This is a genomic window from Marinomonas sp. TW1, assembly GCF_001625355.1.
GTDB lineage: Bacteria > Pseudomonadota > Gammaproteobacteria > Pseudomonadales > Marinomonadaceae > Marinomonas.
The window spans coordinates 1-17,366 of record NZ_JSEE01000007.1; the positions used below are offsets into that span (position 1 = coordinate 1).

15 protein-coding genes, 1 rRNA gene and 1 riboswitch are annotated in these 17,366 nt (G+C 43.9%); of the genes, 15 read left to right on the forward strand and 1 reads right to left on the reverse strand.

What is annotated here, in order from left to right; all coding sequences use genetic code 11:
* Window positions 1-136 precede the first annotated feature (136 nt).
* From rrf to OA79_RS07495, 5 genes are all read left to right on the forward strand, one after another.
* Window positions 137-251, forward strand: a 5S ribosomal RNA gene (gene rrf, locus OA79_RS07480).
* 600 nt (window positions 252-851) lie between these two features.
* Entirely contained in the window at window positions 852-1,181 is a 330-nt protein-coding gene (locus tag OA79_RS07485; RefSeq protein ID WP_063332613.1) for a YciI family protein, read from the forward strand.
* Window positions 1,182-1,288: 107 nt separating this feature from the next.
* Entirely contained in the window at window positions 1,289-1,717 is a 429-nt protein-coding gene (locus tag OA79_RS07490) for a GNAT family N-acetyltransferase (protein WP_063332614.1), read from the forward strand.
* Between the two features lie 135 nt (window positions 1,718-1,852).
* Entirely contained in the window at window positions 1,853-2,002 is a 150-nt protein-coding gene (locus OA79_RS18050) for a DUF2496 domain-containing protein (protein WP_082825410.1), read from the forward strand.
* A gap of 36 nt (window positions 2,003-2,038) precedes the next feature.
* Window positions 2,039-2,395, forward strand: coding sequence for a DUF1304 domain-containing protein (locus OA79_RS07495; protein ID WP_063332615.1), 357 nt, complete (start codon window positions 2,039-2,041; stop codon window positions 2,393-2,395).
* Between the two features lie 49 nt (window positions 2,396-2,444).
* Here OA79_RS07495 and OA79_RS07500 read toward each other — a convergent pair whose 3' ends face one another.
* On the reverse strand, window positions 2,445-2,936 hold the full coding sequence (locus OA79_RS07500; protein ID WP_063332616.1) for a 6,7-dimethyl-8-ribityllumazine synthase: 492 nt from the start codon (window positions 2,934-2,936) through the stop codon (window positions 2,445-2,447).
* Between the two features lie 121 nt (window positions 2,937-3,057).
* A riboswitch (FMN riboswitch) is annotated at window positions 3,058-3,218 on the reverse strand.
* A 236-nt stretch (window positions 3,219-3,454) separates the two neighbouring features.
* Between OA79_RS07500 and OA79_RS07505 the strand changes: the two genes are divergently transcribed.
* From OA79_RS07505 to OA79_RS07550, 10 genes are all read left to right on the forward strand, one after another.
* On the forward strand, window positions 3,455-3,823 hold the full coding sequence (locus OA79_RS07505) for an MliC family protein (protein WP_063332617.1): 369 nt from the start codon (window positions 3,455-3,457) through the stop codon (window positions 3,821-3,823).
* 124 nt (window positions 3,824-3,947) lie between these two features.
* Window positions 3,948-4,724, forward strand: coding sequence for a precorrin-3B C(17)-methyltransferase (cobJ, locus tag OA79_RS07510; RefSeq protein ID WP_063332618.1), 777 nt, complete (start codon window positions 3,948-3,950; stop codon window positions 4,722-4,724).
* A 14-nt stretch (window positions 4,725-4,738) separates the two neighbouring features.
* Window positions 4,739-5,530: a precorrin-4 C(11)-methyltransferase gene (gene cobM / locus OA79_RS07515; protein ID WP_063332619.1), complete on the forward strand. Its 792-nt coding sequence runs from the start codon at window positions 4,739-4,741 to the stop codon at window positions 5,528-5,530.
* Window positions 5,521-6,600 (forward strand): cobalamin biosynthesis protein CobW, encoded by a 1,080-nt coding sequence (gene cobW / locus OA79_RS07520; RefSeq protein WP_063332620.1) that lies wholly within the window; start codon window positions 5,521-5,523, stop codon window positions 6,598-6,600. Before cobM ends, cobW begins: the two co-directional genes overlap by 10 nt.
* A 16-nt stretch (window positions 6,601-6,616) precedes the next feature.
* The gene (cobN, locus tag OA79_RS07525; RefSeq protein ID WP_063332621.1) at window positions 6,617-10,450 is read left to right on the forward strand and encodes a cobaltochelatase subunit CobN; all 3,834 of its coding nucleotides are present in this window, start codon (window positions 6,617-6,619) and stop codon (window positions 10,448-10,450) included.
* 51 nt (window positions 10,451-10,501) lie between these two features.
* Window positions 10,502-11,668: a sirohydrochlorin chelatase gene (locus OA79_RS07530; RefSeq protein WP_063332622.1), complete on the forward strand. Its 1,167-nt coding sequence runs from the start codon at window positions 10,502-10,504 to the stop codon at window positions 11,666-11,668.
* Window positions 11,669-11,939: 271 nt separating this feature from the next.
* Complete coding sequence (locus OA79_RS07535; RefSeq protein ID WP_231908837.1) at window positions 11,940-13,862, forward strand: EAL domain-containing protein; 1,923 nt, start codon at window positions 11,940-11,942, stop codon at window positions 13,860-13,862.
* Between the two features lie 28 nt (window positions 13,863-13,890).
* Window positions 13,891-14,358, forward strand: a complete 468-nt coding sequence (locus OA79_RS07540) for an OsmC family protein (RefSeq protein ID WP_063332624.1) — start codon at window positions 13,891-13,893, stop codon at window positions 14,356-14,358.
* Window positions 14,359-14,379: 21 nt separating this feature from the next.
* The gene (locus tag OA79_RS07545) at window positions 14,380-14,811 is read left to right on the forward strand and encodes an acyl-CoA thioesterase (RefSeq protein ID WP_063332625.1); all 432 of its coding nucleotides are present in this window, start codon (window positions 14,380-14,382) and stop codon (window positions 14,809-14,811) included.
* A 354-nt stretch (window positions 14,812-15,165) separates the two neighbouring features.
* Window positions 15,166-16,806: an ankyrin repeat domain-containing protein gene (locus OA79_RS07550; RefSeq protein WP_082825411.1), complete on the forward strand. Its 1,641-nt coding sequence runs from the start codon at window positions 15,166-15,168 to the stop codon at window positions 16,804-16,806.
* Window positions 16,807-17,366: the final 560 nt, after the last annotated feature.

Consider the following 17,366-nt stretch of genomic DNA (forward strand, 5'->3'; position numbering starts at 1 on the left):
AGACACATAATACGATCCGGTTTAACCTTGATCCACGTTATTTCAAAATGAATTGTTAAAGATCCAAGCAACGTATTCGCGTGTTTTGGTTAACAGAGCAAACAGCTCATACCAGAACGATACGCAAACCGAATTGCTTGACGATCATAGAGGCGTTGAACCACCTGATCCCATCCCGAACTCAGCAGTGAAAAGCGCCATCGCCGATGGTAGTGTGGGGGATCCCATGTGAGAGTAGGTCGTCGTCAAGCTTTAAATTAAGAAGCCCTGATAGGTTACCCTGTCAGGGCTTTTTTACGTCTGGCGTAAATGTTGGTCATCGTTAAATCATATCCTCAGAAATCCCAACCTCTGAAATCCTCACACACAACACGATCCCAACCAGCGACGCCTTGCGTCACTGCCGTCGTCAGCGGCTTACGCTGCTTGGGATCTTGCTCATCTAGTCATATGCATAAATCAGATGGGCTCAAGCTATCCGATATGATGTTTTGTCGACAAACCAAGTCTCTTGTTCCTTCCCCTTATGTCTTTAAGGGGAAGGGATGGGGTTAGTTCAGCAACCTCTATCCAATCACATTAACTGCAAGACTCGGTTATTTTGTTAGCCTAGCCCGTTTTGTTCTTTTACCCAATCAAATACTGTACTAGTATCAAACAGATAGAAAATTCGTTACCGAAATAACGTGCAATGTGAACATTACAAACGCGTACGCTTGTTTTGATCGCTCGCTTTTTCAGGGATGATAAAAAACTTAAGTCACTTCAATGTGTTACATAGATTTGAAAAATATCCCATCAGCGTAAATGCGCATGCGCATTATTAAAAATGTTATGTTCAAAGGAAGTATATGAATAAGTATGTGGCAATTTTGTCTAAGAAAAATAGACAGTTATTCAGCGATGAACTCTTAAGTAAGCATGTAAGCTATCTTAAGGTCCAAGAGAAGTCTGGAGTTTTGGTGCTATGCGGTCCATTTTCGGACAATGATTCAGCAATTCAAGTAATAATGTCAGATAGTTTAGAGTCAGCTAAGGAAACGGTTCAATCAGACCCATTTGTAAGTCAGGGCTATTACGGTGAGTTGGTGGTAAAAGAATTAATAGAAGCAAACTCTGCGAATAACTGGCTAGTAACAGATCCGCAAACAGAAGCTAATCGTGATAGCCCACAAACATAACAAGCCGTTAAAGTGCGACAAAATATTGTTGGCTATTTTCGCTGCGCTCAAGTTTCGCCAACAACATTTTGCGCCTTAACAGGGGCGTTATAAGCACGGAGAGTTTGATGTCAAATATTCGGATTGCTACTTTAGCTGACTCAAAATCAATTAATTCATTGTCTTTCTATCTTGGCTACGGGTCTACGCCTCAAGAGGTTGCAGATGAAAGACTGAGGTGTGTGCTTCAATCAAGCAGTGATAACGTCTGGGTGTTTGAAGAGTCGGATAGTATCTTAGGTTGGCTACATGTTTTTAAAGCATACCGTGTTGCATCAGGCATGTTTTATGAAATAGGTGGTTTAGTCGTCGCCCCTGACGCTAGGAAAAAAGGGATCGGTCGCAAGTTGGTTGAGTTTGCGGCCAAAGAATCTGAAGCGGAAAATATTGAGTTGAGGGTGAGGTGTAATTCTCAGCGTAAGGACGCTCACGAGTTTTATAAAAGGCTTGGGTTTTCAGCGAGTAAAACGCAAAGTGTATTTAAAATGTTCTTATAGCAAGCGTTTCAAGTTGGAACAAAAACCGTTGCTTGTGTTCCGCTATGTCTCATATTATGGCGATTAATTTTTTACCGTTGAAGTGGGCGTTAGTAACCTGCCCTAATCATCATAAGCTTTATAAAGGATAAGAAAATGAGCTTAGACAGAGCACCGGACCATGTTAAGTTGGCGGTGGATTTAATCGAATTATTGGAAACCAATGAAATACCAACGGATGTGGCTGTTGAGGCGTTGCGGTTGGTATTGAAAGATTTTGAGAATAAGCTGAGTGCGACTGAATAAGTCAGTGGCCGTGAATTCCATTCGTAAGGAGGGTAGATGGCTACTTTAGCAATGGTTCTGGTGACGGCGGTTGCGCTGTTGCACTTTTACATTTTGTATTTGGAAATGTTTTGTTGGACGAGCCCTAAGGGACGTAGAGCGTTTGGTTTGAGTGAAGAGTTTGCTGTTTCAACGAAAGTCTTGGCTGCAAACCAAGGTTTGTATAATGGCTTTCTTGGAGCGGGTCTGTTGTGGGGGTTGTGGTTAGGCCAGAGCGGTCAATCAGTGGTGGTTTTCTTTTTACTTTGTGTTTTGCTTGCTGGTCTTTATGGTGGTATCAGTGCAAATAAGAAAATTCTTTATATTCAAGCGTTACCCAGTGCGATTACGCTCTTGTCTATTTATTTGTTGTAGTGCGATATTCCGCTCTAATTTGTATAGAGCGGAATAGAAGACACATTATTTAGGCCAGCTGTTTAGCGGCCTCGGTTAAGCGAATGGCTTGGTCACAAGCATTGGCCAACTCCGCTCCTTTCTTAACAAAATGGCGACTAAAGTAGTTTTTGTGCTCATCGTGTTCATGGAAGTTATGTGGTGTCAGTACGGCGGTCAAAACAGGTATTTCTGTTTCTAGCTGAACTTGCATAAGGGCACTACAAACCGTTTGAGCGACAAAGTCGTGGCGGTAAATACCACCGTCTACGACAAGTGCTGTGCCTGCAATGGCGGCATATTGGCCACTTTTTGCAAGAAGTTTCGCTTGCAGTGGGATTTCATAAGCGCCTGGCACAGAGATAAGATCGATTAAATCTTTTGTGTAACCACGGGCGTTTAGCTCTTCCGTAAAAGCATTGACACAGTTCATTACGATGTCTTCATGCCAAGCAGCATGTAAGATCGCAATACGTTTGTTAGCTGGATTGAAATCATGTTGATTCGTTGAGCTCTGATTCATTTTTGTATCCTATAAAAGCGAAATGTGAATCAGGGCGAACGGGCAGGCAAACACACCGTAATATTACGGCATACCAGAGTTTGACATTGCCAAAGGGCAATACCAGTAGAGGTCTTGTCTGACGCGCTCTCTATCATCCGGACTATAACCGTCGGCTCTGGAGTCTCACCAGATCTGCTGACCCTAAATCACAATACTAATGAAAGTGGATTAGGCGCTCGCGGGCTTAGAAATGCATTCTTTACCGCCGGTGGGGAATTTCACCCCGCCCCGAGAACGAAATCGGAATCTCTTCCGATGCATGAAATATACTTGCTCAAATCGAGTTTTGTCAAAGCTTTAATAGGGCTAGATGACGGTTTTCTACCTTGTTTCCTTTGTTTTTCACGTAATCACACATTTTTAAAGTTTTATTAACAAAAAATAACCATTTGAGGGCGGATCTTTGGTTTATTTCTATAAACTTTTCTTTATATTAACGCTTTTTATCGCTTACTTATAAGAATGGAGTCTTAATTATGTTTTGTCGTAAACTAATTGTCTTGCCGAATGGTGCTATTTTGGGTGCCGCGATCTTTTTAAGTGCTTGCTCTTCTCAACCATCTGGTGAATTCGATCAAGTGGTTCAGTCTAACTTAGAAGAAGTTGAGCAGACGAATATGGTCTCTTATCGCTGTGAGAAACAAACTCTACAGGCTTATTTTCATGGTAACCGTGCTGAGGTGGTTTGGCAGGACAGAAGCCACTATCTGACGCATGCGGTGAGTGCTTCTGGTGCCAGTTATTTAGGTGAATCCATTACATTTTGGGCACATCAAAATGAAGCGGAACTGGAATTAGAAGATGGTACTCATCTCTCTTGTCAGTTATTAAAAGTAGAGTCTTAATATTCCTATTGCCTGAGAATACTTCATTTTAAATCCTGCTGTTTTCATCCCTCCTTTTTGGTATTAAGTGTACAATACCCGCTATTCATGCCTGTTCGGCAAAACTGTGATTTGTAGAGTGAAAATGAGCAAACTTTTTGTGATGGGAATGGGCCCAGGAGACTTGGGCCTAGTAACGCCGAATGCGACGCGTGCACTTGCAGCATGCAGTGATTGGGTGGGCTATGGTTATTACCTCAATCTATTGGGCGACTTAAGTGAAGGTAAGCAGTTTCATGATTTGCCTTTGGGCGAAGAAATTGGTCGTGCTCGCTTGGCCTTATCATTAGCCGCTGATGGTAAAACAACGGCGTTAATTTCTAGTGGTGACATTGGTATTTATGCCATGGCGACCTTGGTGTTTGAACTGCTTGATCTGCAGTTACAAGGAAAGGAGTCTCACCCTGAGTGGCTGGATGTGGACATTGAAGTGATTCCTGGCATTTCTGCGATGCAGGCGGGTGCCAGCCGCGTTGGTGCCATGCTCGGACATGACTTTTGTACCATCTCTCTTTCCGACTTATTAACCCCTTGGGAAACCATAGATAAACGATTGCATGCCTGCGGTGCCGGAGACTTTGTTGTTTCGTTTTATAATCCAGTATCGAAAAAGCGTGATTGGCAATTGAATCATGCCCGCGATGTCTTACTGCAATATCGACCGGCTAGCACACCTGTGATGATAGGTCGTCAGTTAACCCGTCCTGAAGAAATGATTCGATTCATAACGCTAGGCGAATTAGAGGCTAAGGATGTGGATATGTTCACCATGGTGAGCGTTGGAAACTCTGACAGCAAGCACATTGTTAATGGTCATAAAGAGTGGATCTATACTCCTCGTGGCTACTCTAAGAAATTGTAATTAAGAGACTCAATATGACGGTGTATTTTATTGGCGCTGGTCCTGGTGACCCAGATCTGATGACGGTGAAAGCGGTGAATACCATCGCGGCTTGCCAAGTAATTCTATACGCGGGTTCTTTGATCCCAACTCAGGTCATTGACAGTGTACGTGGTTCGGCAGAGGCCATTTATGATACGGCGGAGATGAATCTCGATGAAACGACAGAAGTAATAGCGCAAGCGGCTCGAGAAGGTAAAGATGTGGCTCGTTTGCAATCTGGCGACCCAGCTTTGTATGGCGCGATTGGTGAGCAAATTCGCCGATTGGAAGACCTTGGTATTGATTATGAAGTGATTCCTGGTGTCAGTGCGGTGGCTGCTTCTGCTGCTTTGTTAAAGAAAGAGTTAACCCTGTCTGGTGTGTCACAAACTGTGATTATGACTCGTTATGAAGGCAAAACGCCATTTCCTGAACGGGAGCGTCTTCCAGCTTTAGCTCAAAGTGGTGCGACTCTGGCCATTCATCTCGGTATCACGCGTATTCATAAAATTGTCGAAGAGCTCATCCCTTATTATGGTGAAGACTGCCCTGTGGCCGTGTGTTATCGAACCAGCTGGCCCGATCAGGATTACGTGGTCGGCACGTTAGCCGATATTGTCACTAAGGTTCGAGAGAAAAAATTCACTCGCACCAGTTTAATTTTGGTTGGTAAGGTTCTCGATACAGAGGACTTTGCCGATTCGTATTTATATGACAAGGGTCAGGCGCATATTTTTCGTAAAATACACCGACCTAAGAATAAAAAGGATGGCACATGCAATTAAATAAAATCCCCACAACGATTGTCACAGGCTTTCTGGGAAGCGGAAAAACAACTTTATTGTCGAATGTTTTAAAACAAGCAGCGGGTAAGCGCATCGCTGTCATTGTGAACGAGTTTGGTGAGTTGGATATCGACTCAGATTTACTGCGATCCTGCCCATTGGATTGCGATGATGAACAGAGTGACAGTCAACGCAGTGAAGAAGGTTTTTACGAGTTAGCAAATGGCTGTATCTGTTGTACGGTGGAAGAAGAGTTTCTTCCCGTGATGGAGCAGTTGGTCGCCCGCCGAGATGACATTGATCATATTCTGATTGAAACCAGTGGTTTGGCTTTGCCTAAGCCTTTGGTTCAGGCATTTAATTGGCCGGGCATTAAAGAGCATTGCACGGTAGATGCTGTTATTACCGTTGTGGACGGTCCAGCGGTCGCCGCAGGGCGATTTGCTCATAATGAAGAGCAAGTACAAGCACAGCGTCTGGCTGATGAAAGTTTGGATCATGATCCTAGTTTGCAAGAGCTTTTGGATGATCAGTTGAGTGCTGCGGACTTAGTGGTGGTCAGCAAGAACGATTTATTGGATGAGATTGAACGAGAGAAAGTCCAAGCGGTGATTGCGAGTGAAGTCCCTAGTACAGTGAAGACCGTTTACATTGAGCATGGTGAAGCCGAGTTAGATAAATTACTGGGCATTGATGCGGCGAGCGAGTCTCGAATTGAAGACGTGCATAATCATCATGATCATCACCACGCACACGGAGAACACCATGATCACGCTCACGATCATTTTGATTCTTTCGTGGTGAAGCTGGGCGAAGTGTCTTCGGATTTGTTGCAAGAAGCACTAGAACAGTTGATAGAAGAACATAATATCTTTCGTGTGAAAGGCTTTGCCGCGGTCCATGGTAAGCCTATGCGTCAGGTTTTTCAGGCCGTAGGACGACGTTTGGATCGTTACTTTGACCGTTTGTGGCAAGCGGAAGAAATTCGTCAGACGCAACTGGTCTTTATTGGTAAAGGCATCGATAAAGAAACCATTGAAGGCGCGTTGAACGATGCGTTAAGCGCCTAGTAAAAGGTTTGTTTTCTTGCACTTATTAGCGGCTAAACCGGGTGGTTTTGTTGACGATGAAGGCATCGTCGACCTAGGGCAGAGTCCAGCAGACTTAGTGGTCTTAGCCGCTGCCGACTCTGTGCTCGGCGCGCTCGGCGCGGCATTAGATCATCTAGGCCATCAATCTGACTTGCCAAGTGTGCGTTTGGCCAATTGGATGCAATTGGTAAAACCGGCTGCCTACGATTTGTATGAGCATAAGGTGCTCGAAGATGCCAAGGTTGTGGTGGTGTCGTTATTAGGTGGTGAGCATTATTGGCCTTATGGCTTCCAGCAATTGCAAGTCTGGCGCCAAGCCAAACCGGGTCGGGTACTGATTATAGTGCCTGGCGACGATGCTGAAGATTCAGCGTTAAGCCAAGCGTCCAATGTTGAACATGAAGACCATCATCGTGTCTGGCGCTATTTAAGAGAGAGCGGTTTAAACAACTCTCTGGCTTGTTTGCGTTTCATTAGCGCGCGCTTTTTTGGTAGGCCAATGAGTTGGGCTGAGCCCTATAGCCTGCCAAATGCGGTGATTTACCATCAAGGCAATGTCGCGAGTTATGTTGAGTGGCAAGCGGATTATCAAAGAGAAGAAATAAGACGCCCTGTGGTGTTATTGGTTTTCTATCGTTCGTTATTGCAAAGCGGTAATACGCAAGTGTTTGATGACTTGATCGACATACTCAAAGCACAAGGCTTGCAACCTTTAACCGTCGCCGTTAACTCTCTGAAAGACGATGTGGCCATTCAGCTGCTAGACACCTTAATTGAAAAAAGCCAAACCAAGGTCATTTTGAATACCACAGGGTTTGCCGCGAATCGGGCGGCCAGTCCTGATTTATCGTCTAACCCAAGTGATTTCCAATCTCCGTTTGGGGCGAATATTCCTGTCTTACAGCTGATTTTGTCTGCCAGCACGGAAGAGGATTGGCAAGCTCAAACACAAGGCTTGCGCAGCCGCGATGTGGCGATGCAAATTGTGTTACCCGAAATGGATGGTCGAGTGATTACTCGAGCCATCAGTTTTAAAGCTTTGAGTCATTATCAACAAGCCGCTCAAATTGATTTAGTGCGTTATCAACTGCACTCAGAAAGGGCCGAGTTTGTTGCTCAGTTAGCGTATCGCTATGCCACATTATCAAGTAAGGCGAATGCCGATAAACGCATTGCGTTTGTGTTGGCGAATTACCCCACCAAAGATGGCCGAATTGGTAATGGGGTTGGCTTGGACACGCCGGCATCCACCGTCAATTTATTGAATGCCTTAAAAGATCAAGGCTATCCGATTGACGCTATTCCTGAAAATGGTAATGCCTTAATAGAAGCGTTATTAGGTGCGGTCACCAATAACCCCAATAGCTTGCATGAAAGAGGCTGCTGGCAAAGCTTAGCCCTAGATGACTATTTAGAGCATTTCTATCGCTTGCCATTGGCTTCTCAACAAGCGGTTTGGGATCGTTGGGGGCCACCGGAAAACGATCACAAGTGTCGTCTTCAAAATGGTCAGTATCGCCTCATGCTGGCAGGCATCCGCTTGGGTGAGACGTTTGTGGGCATTCAACCTGCGCGTGGTTTTAATTTAGATTTAGTGGCGAATTACCATGATCCTGATTTGATTCCACCGCACAGTTATTTGGCCTTCTACTTTTGGTTAAGGCATGTGTATCAAGTAGATGCCTTTGTGCATGTTGGTAAACACGGCAACCTGGAATGGTTACCTGGAAAAGGGACGGCATTGTCTGAGCAATGTTGGCCGGATATTGCCCTTGGTGCGATGCCACATTTTTACCCTTTTATTGTTAATGATCCTGGAGAAGGGGCGCAAGCTAAGCGTCGTACGCAAGCGGTGATTATTGATCACTTGATGCCACCGATGACACGAGCCGAAACCTATGGCGAGATGGCCGCATTGGAAAATTTGGTGGATGAGTATTATCAAGCCATGGGCATGGATGTTCGTCGCGAAACTTGGTTGCGCGAGAAAATACTGGAGAAGGTAACACAAACGCATTTGCTGGAAGAATTGGCCGGTATTGATGCAGAGGATGACGAATCTGTTTTAGAGGGACTGGATGCGTATTTGTGTGACATCAAAGAAGCGCAAATACGACATGGTTTGCATCGTCTTGGTGAGTTGCCAGAGCATTCTAAACTTGCTGATACCTTGGTGGCTTTGTTGCGTTTACCAAGAGGCAATCAAGATGATAGTCGCGGTTTGCTGCATGCTTTGGTGGCTGATCTGGCGTTGGACGTAGAGGATTTTGATCCGATGCAGGCGACTCGCTCGATCTGGCTAGGAGACAAACCGCAGCGGCTGCAAGCCATCAGTTCGAGTGATTGGCGAACCTATGCTGATACAAAAGAAAGGCTTGAGCTGTTGGCAGTGGATCTGGTAAAGCAATATTTACTGGAGGCAACCGATCCAGAAGCGTTATTGTCGTCTTTGCCCATTACCGCGAAGCTTTTAAAACATGCGAAGCGCCAGCTGATAACGGCGCTTCATGAGAGTGCTAAGCAAGAGATTCAAGCTTTGTTAACCGGTTTGTGCGGTGGCTTTATTGCACCAGGACCAAGTGGTGCGCCCACGCGAGGTCGACTGGATACCTTGCCGACTGGACGTAATTTTTTCTCGGTAGACAACCGTTCGATTCCATCGCCTGCGGCGTGGGCCATTGGTCAAAAGTCGGCTGAGGCTTTGCTGCAACGACATTTACAAGAGCACGGCGATTACCCTAGTGAATTGGGGTTGTCGGTATGGGGAACGGCAACGATGCGCACTGGCGGCGATGACATTGCGCAAGCGTTTGCGTTGATGGGCGTTCGTCCAATTTGGGCGCCAGGTTCGAATCGAGTGATGGATTTTGAAGTCTTGTCTTGTATGCAACTGGGTCGACCACGAGTGGATGTGACGCTTCGAGTGTCGGGTTTTTTTCGTGATGCTTTCGCGAATGTCATGCGTTTATACGATGCTGCGGTATTGGCCATTGCGGACTTTGAAGAGCCGGGCACTGGTAACGTGATTCGTCGTCATATTGCGGAACGTGAAGACGTATTGTTGGCCGAGGGTCTGGATTCAGACAGTGCTAAGCGACAAGCGTCCTATCGGGTGTTTGGTAGTAAACCGGGCGCATACGGTGCCGGACTTCAGGGGTTAATCGATGAGCGTTGCTGGGATGAGCGCAGTGATCTTGCCGACGCTTATGTGAACTGGGGCGGCTATGCTTATGATGGTGATAAACACGATGGGGTAGAAGCCAAAGGAGCGTTTATTGAGCGCTTATCCAAACTGGAGGCTGTGGTTCAAAATCAAGATAACCGTGAGCACGACATTTTAGACTCGGATGACTATTATCAGTTTCAGGGCGGTATGACGAATGCGGTGACTCAGTTTCGAGGTCAGGCGCCGACGGTTTATCATAATGATCATTCCAATCCCAGTGAGCCCAAAATTCGTACTCTGAAAGAAGAGCTGAATCGGGTTGTGCGTTCAAGAGTGTTAAATCCTAAATGGATTCAAGCAATGCAAGAACACGGTTACAAAGGGGCATTCGAGATGACGGCGACGGTCGATTATTTGTTTGCTTATGATGCGACAACGGATTTGGTTGCTGATTATCAGTATGAACAAGTGACCCAACAGCTATTATTAGACCCAGACAATCAGGCCTTTATGCGTGATAATAACCCTCACGCGTTAGAAGAAATGGCCGAACGTTTGTTAGAGGCCATTCAGCGCGGCATGTGGCAAGACGACAATGGCTGCAAAGCCGAGATTCAATCTTTGCTGCTTGATTTAGATCAGCAGCAAGAGCAAAAAAGATAGTAGTCTTGGGCAGAAGATTACTTATCCAAATTGATTATTAAGAGAGACGTAATGAGCAATACAACACTCCCGAAGAAACAAGGCATTATGATCTGTGGTCATGGCAGTCGTGACAAAGATGCAGAGCGTGAATTTGGTTTGGTCGCAAAAGGTTTGAAAAACCGTTACCCAGACTTGCCGGTGGAGTATGGTTTTTTGGAGTTTTCGGCTCCTAATATTCATATGGGATTAGACAGCCTTATTCAGCAGGGTGTGGAAGAAATTTACGCGGTGCCAGGAATGTTGTTTGCGGCCACCCATGCGAAAAATGATATCCCTTCTGTGTTGACGACCTATGAAGAAAAGCACCCAGGTTTGAAGATAACTTATGGCCGTGAACTGGGCTTACAGGACGATATGATTGAAGCCTTTCAAGCTCGTATTTATGAGTCGTTAGGACTGGACCCAGAGCAACCACCAGAAAATCTATACGATACTATGTTGGTTGTTGTCGGACGGGGGACTTCTGATACATCAGCTAATGCCGAGGCGGCAAAATTAACTCGTATCGTGAATGAAAATATGGGCTTTGGCTGGGCTGACACTGTGTATTCTGGCGTGACTTATCCTTCTGTTGGTGTGGGTTTGGAAAAGCTGCTGAAATTGGGGTTTAAGCGCATTGTTGTGGCGCCTTATTTCTTATTTACTGGACGCTTGATTAAGCGCATCCAAGGTTATGTTGATAAAGTCGCCAAGGAACATCCTGGGGTTGAATTGATTCAAACACCTTACCTGAATGATCACCCAAGAGTGATTGATGCCTTTGTAAATCGTGTTGAAGAAATACGACAAGATGGCTTGGAAACCGGTCAAGAAACCTTGATGAGCTCTTTTAAGCGCCGTCTTGCGGCCGGAGAAGTCGACGTTCATCACCACCATGCGGAGTTTGTGGACCCACAGGATGACACTCAAGGCCTGTCTGAATCAGATCATCAGCATGATCATTCACACGGTCACTCACATGGACATTCTCACCATAGTCATGGGCATTCACACGGTCACTCGCATGGGCATTCACATGGGGTATACAAGCACATAGGACATCCGTTTGGGCCAAGAACTATGATAGGTGAGGGGGTGTGTTGTTGCTTCATGGGGCAGTTTACAGATGACATCTTAGCAGAGGAAAAAGACCGTATTGAAGGGGATTGTACGCATACGGCATTGGCCCATAAATAAGTCTTCAAAGAGGGCTTTCTGCCGCCCAGCTTAAGGCAACCTTAATAATTGAAAAGCCAATGGAAACATTGGCTTTTTTCTATATCAATCAGATATAGTAATAAATCTCGCTTTAACTCATTAACTTATCGATGGTAAAAAAATGGATCAAACTAAAAAACTCTTCTCTTTAAGAGGGGTTTTTAGCTTTACGTTTTTGTTTATCGTAGTGTTAAGTCTTGTTTTTTTAATCTTTGTCAATTCGGATTGGAACATAAAACAAATACACTTGATGACCTCAAGCAATAAAGCTTTTGAACGTATTTTGCCTGCAGGGCAAAATTCTTCACTCCAGTCGATTGAAGATGGCAGCACTATTGGTTATCACGTCATTTGCCAGCCTTTGAACCAGCCAGAAAAAAACTTGTGTGGTTTGGTGTTCGTATTGCCAAAAGAGGAAGGTCGAGGGTTCCCTTTAGACACCTATGAATCTCTTTCTTTTAAGCTTCATGTTGAATCGACCGCAGAAGATTTTGATGGTCGTGTGCTGGTTTTTGTGAAGAGTTATCTGGATGAAAATAAAGCCTCTCCTGATTTTGTGAAAGATTACAAATTTCATGCTGTCCGGGTGGATCAGAATGGGTTGATTCAGGTGCCATTGTCTCGCTTTAAAGTGGAAACCTGGTGGAAAGACATGCATAACATTCCATTTCATCTTTCCCATGAAGATTTAAGTACCGTGCACAGTATTGAGTTTTTTGTGAATGACTTGCCCTTGCAAGATCAACACATTTACCAGCTTAAGGTGTCTGATATTAAAATATCGGGCGTGTACCTTGAGAAGAATACGCTTTACATGATGTTGTTCTACAGCTGGCTGGTGGTTGGTTTGTGTTTTTATTTTGTCTTTCGATATCGTGAAGCCAAAAAAATTAAAAATCAGGCCTACCATGATCAGCATTCCACTCTTTTGAATCTCAATGGATTCGAGCACAAATATAAAAAACTCTTAGGGCGTCAGGCTATTTTTTATCGCGTGAAGATTATAAATTGGAACAGCTTAGTGCGTAATTTTGGTCTTTCCATGTCGAATACCTTACTTCAGGAAATCGTTCAAAAGCATTCGGTATTCTTCCGCAGTTTTTTTTACATTAGTGCTCGACTGAGTCATGACGAGTTAGTTTTTGTTAGAAGGCGCAAGGCGTTGTCGGCTGAGGACGAAGAAAAGCTGATTCGTTCATTGTTATCACCTATTACCGTAGTGGGGTTAGGGGAGCTTCGTTTGGACATCAAAATCGGTGCCTCGATTGAGAAGCCGGTTCCTGATAATAGCCAGCTGGTGTTAGACAGAGCGCAAATTGCCAGTCAAGCCATTCTAAATAAAGACGCAAGAATTCAGTTGTTTAGTAATGAAATCAGTCAGCTTGCCGAGCAAAAAAGCGCGATTGAGCAACAAATCATTCAAGCCATTGAGGAAAACGCTTTTTATCTTTTGTATATGCCGATTTTTAGCGCGTCTCAACATAGAATTGTTGGCGTTGAGGCTTTGTTAAGGAGTCATTTTGGCGACTTGAAAAACATGTCGCCAGAGGTCTATATTTCCGTCGCGGAAGAACGTGGCTTGGTGCGAGAGATTGATGCGATGGTCATTGATATGGCTTTGAATGAGCTGGCGGCATCCACTTTGGGAGACGATGTCATTCTGTCCATAAACGTGTCTTCACAAGAGTTAATGGATACGTCATTTGTTGATCGGTTTAGTGCGTTAGTCGAGCGTAGTGGTGTGCGCTTTGAGCGTCTGTGTATTGAAATTACAGAAACTTTTTTAATTGATGTTGATGCGGTTTGTGTGAACACTATTAAGAATTTACGTGCCCTTGGTTGTCGTTTATCGTTAGATGATTTTGGCACCGGTTACACTTCGTTTCAGCAGCTGATTAACTTTCCAGTCGATGAAATAAAGATAGACAGAAGTTTTATTACGGATTTAGGGGATGAGCAGGGTCACGATGTGATTGTTGATTCGCTGATCTCGATTGCGAGTTTTTATGACTATCATGTGGTGGCAGAAGGTGTGGAAAGCAAGCTTTTGTACGATCGTTTGGTCACTAAAGGCTGTGACTTAATGCAAGGTTATTATATTTCCAGACCCATAAGTCTAGTAGAGTTAGCGATTCTAAATCAGCAGATAGTTAACGCAGAGATCACTTTATAGGTCGCAGTTTATCCATAATGGAGAGCATATGGCAAAGTACACGGCGCAGGTCGTTTGGACAAGGCAAAAGGAAGAACTCTTTACCGATAATCGATACAGTCGTGGTCACTATTGGCAGTTTGATGGTGGCATAACCCTTGCTGCTTCGTCATCATCGCACATTGTGCCTAACTATTCTGTGGATGAAAATGTTGACCCAGAGGAGGCATTTGTGGCGTCCTTGTCCAGTTGTCATATGTTGTTCTTTCTCTCCATTGCGGCCCAAAAAGGCTTTGTTATTGATGAATATCGAGACGATGCTGTCGGTGTTTTAGCAAAAAATGATGCTGGGAAAATGGCCATGACAGAGGTGATATTACGACCTAAAGTAAGCTTTTTTGGAAATCATAAACCTGATTTGCCTATGCTTGAGCATTTACATCATCTCTCCCATGAGCAATGTTTTATTGCGAATTCTGTCCATACTAAGGTGATGACTGAAATACAAATGTCATAAGTTGCATTGAGAGGAAACGATATGTCGAATTCTGAAGTGAAAGCCAAAGGTCGTTTAACCACTCGTACTGTAGCCATGCCTGCCGATACTAACCCAGCCGGTGATATTTTTGGCGGCTGGGTGGTTTCTCAAATGGACATCGCAGCGGGAATTTGTGCGGGGCAAAGGGCTCAGTCGCGGGTGGTTACTGTCGCTCTAGATGGAATGAGTTTTATTCGTCCCGTGAAAGTGGGAGATATTTTGGGCGTTTATACGCAGGTAGAATCGGTTGGTCGCACTTCTATGAATATCATGGTGGAAGCTTGGGTGAGAAGAGGGCGCATCGGCCACAGAGAAAAAGTCACGCAAGGCCTGTTTAAATTTGTGGCCATCGATGAGTCTGGGCATTCAACACCAATTCCCAATGAAGAAGATTTGCCCGATTATGTGACGCATGGTTTTGAAGAGTTTTAGTGATTTATTTTGCGTAAAAATAAAAAAGCGCTTATGTCTGACATAAGCGCTTTTTTTACATGGGGGTTCCATCCTGAAATAGAGTCAAAGCCATTAGATTTTTCACTATCGAATGTTAAATCTTTAGCACTCGGTAAAAGTGAGCTAAATCTACTAGATTGGATAATATGCTTTGAGTATCTTGCTGAAAGGCCATTTTTTAAAGGCAATCACTCAAATGAATACGCACATTGAAATTCCCTGATAGTCGACTAACCTTAGGCATTGTGTTTTAAAGAGTGGCTGTTTCAATTGACTCTCTTATAGGGTTATAACACTGTGTTGTACCGCTAATAATTCAGATACTGCGATCGTATGAAAAAATATCTACCGATATGTTTATTGAGTTCTCCTCTTCTTTTCGCTTCTCCATATGACCGTTGCTTGAGTCTAACCGCGCATGAACGCTTCTCAGAGCCGAGTGGTTTTGTGGAATACGATGATATTGATTGGAGACAGGCATTGCCTGTTTGTGAGCAAGCTGTTGTAGAGCGTCCTGATGATTATAAAGTGTTATACAGCTTGAGTCGGGCATACTCTCGACAATTTGATGAACTTGGCGGGAAAGAGAGACAAGAGAGATTTTATGACTACACAGTAAAAAGCTACTGGGCTGGCTTTGGGCACGCTGCTTGGATTCTTGCAATGGAGAATCTTGAATCTAAGAAATGGGATCAAGCTATTTATTGGATAGACTTAAATATTAAGGATGGCAGTGTCAGGGCGATAAATAAAAAAGCCATTTGGTTGTACTCTAATAACGAAGTGTACCCATATAAAAACTACCAAGAAGCGGTGACATTGTTAAAGACTGCAGCAGACAGTGATAATCAATATATTCACTATAATTTAGCCGCCTTACATTACTATGATGAGTATGAAATGGTGGACTATGATTATGCTTTAACGCATTTTAAAAAGGCGTCCGATCTAGGTCATCCTAGCAGTTTGTATGCGTTAGGTGAAATCTATCACAACGGGTTTGGTACGAAGAAAGATCCCGTAAAGTCGACGGAATATTATCTTGCTGCCAAAAAAGCGGGTAGCACGATCAAGAACCTAGATCAAAGGCTAAGCCAAAGTGCGATGAACGCTTGGCGAAGCAGCGAAGAATATGAATATTATGATCTGTCTATTAATACCTTAAGATCTTTGGCGTTTAATGGCGACCATGAAGCGATCATCTTTCTAAGGCAGCAGAGAGTGGCTTCTTTACCGGATAATACCCCTTTAGATTACTTCTTGGTGCATACACAGGGAGAGGCGTATTTAGAGAGCGCGTCGAAGTATCTAGACCGATACCAAGCAAGCCAAAAGGCGGAAGATAGAAAAAAGGTTTATAACGCATGGAATCGTTACGTTGACGTTATGGTTGCCAATGGCGTATACAGCGAACCGATAACGTATTTTTCACACGTGGTTGAGCAAGGTTATGGACCATTTTTTGAAATGAGCCAGCGTTATTTGTCGAAAATGTACGCCTTACTTTTTATAGATTATAAGTCTAAATATGATGGGATTAAGGCTTTGACGGCTGCAATGCTGACGGATGATAAAGAGATCTTTGAATCCGTTGCGAGTCGTGTCTCTATCGCTACGGATAGAGCGTCATATGACGATATGCTTGTTGCCGCTGACCGAAATTATGGTCACTATAATATCGATTTCGTTATTAATCGCTATGAGCAAGCATTGAAGAATAATAGGCCTGGTTTGGCCACTGTTTATATCAAAGAGAGCTCAATAGACATAGATGACAGGCGAAGTACTGATGGCGTGAGTATGCTGCATTTGGCTATTTGGCATAACCATACCGACATTGCTATGTTACTTATTGAGGAAGGTGCGGATATCAACTTAGCGGATCGCCAAGGTCATAAACCACTGGGATATGCTATTCATAAGCAAAATATGACATTGACACAATACCTGAAGGGGTTAGGTGCCAAGAATTAATGCGGCTGTCTTTTTTGATTAACTCTTAATATTCAACAAAAGCGTCATTCATAAGCCTAGAAACAACAAAGCCCTAGCTAAAGAATAGCTAGGGCTTCATCTAAATGGTACCAGTAGGCGGACTCGAACCGCCACGCCTTTCGGCAACGGATTTTGAATTCCTCTAACCAGATGAGATTTAGTCATATCTACAAAGATAGATTACTGCATTGATTACCTGTGTAAAGGTAACTTATCCAATCTTAAAGCCCACATGATACGCACATTAAAGTTTGTCCTTGAATGGGCAGCAGTCTTAGAGGGGGAGCTTATATAGTACCCGCCTAGGAAAGCTACGATTAAGTTTTTTTGAAGACTGTTTAATTTTTTTTTCCTCGGAAGAACCGTATATTCATACCCCCTCACTCTTTTTTTATCGGTTAACCTCTTTAAGCTAGAAAATTTTTATAGGTTTAAAAAGAATAAACTTCCGGTCATTTTTGGCAATAACTGGCTGTTTAAGTTGGTTTTTGGGCTTTACATTGATTTTTTATTGAAATATCATCATTAATGTTCCGGTC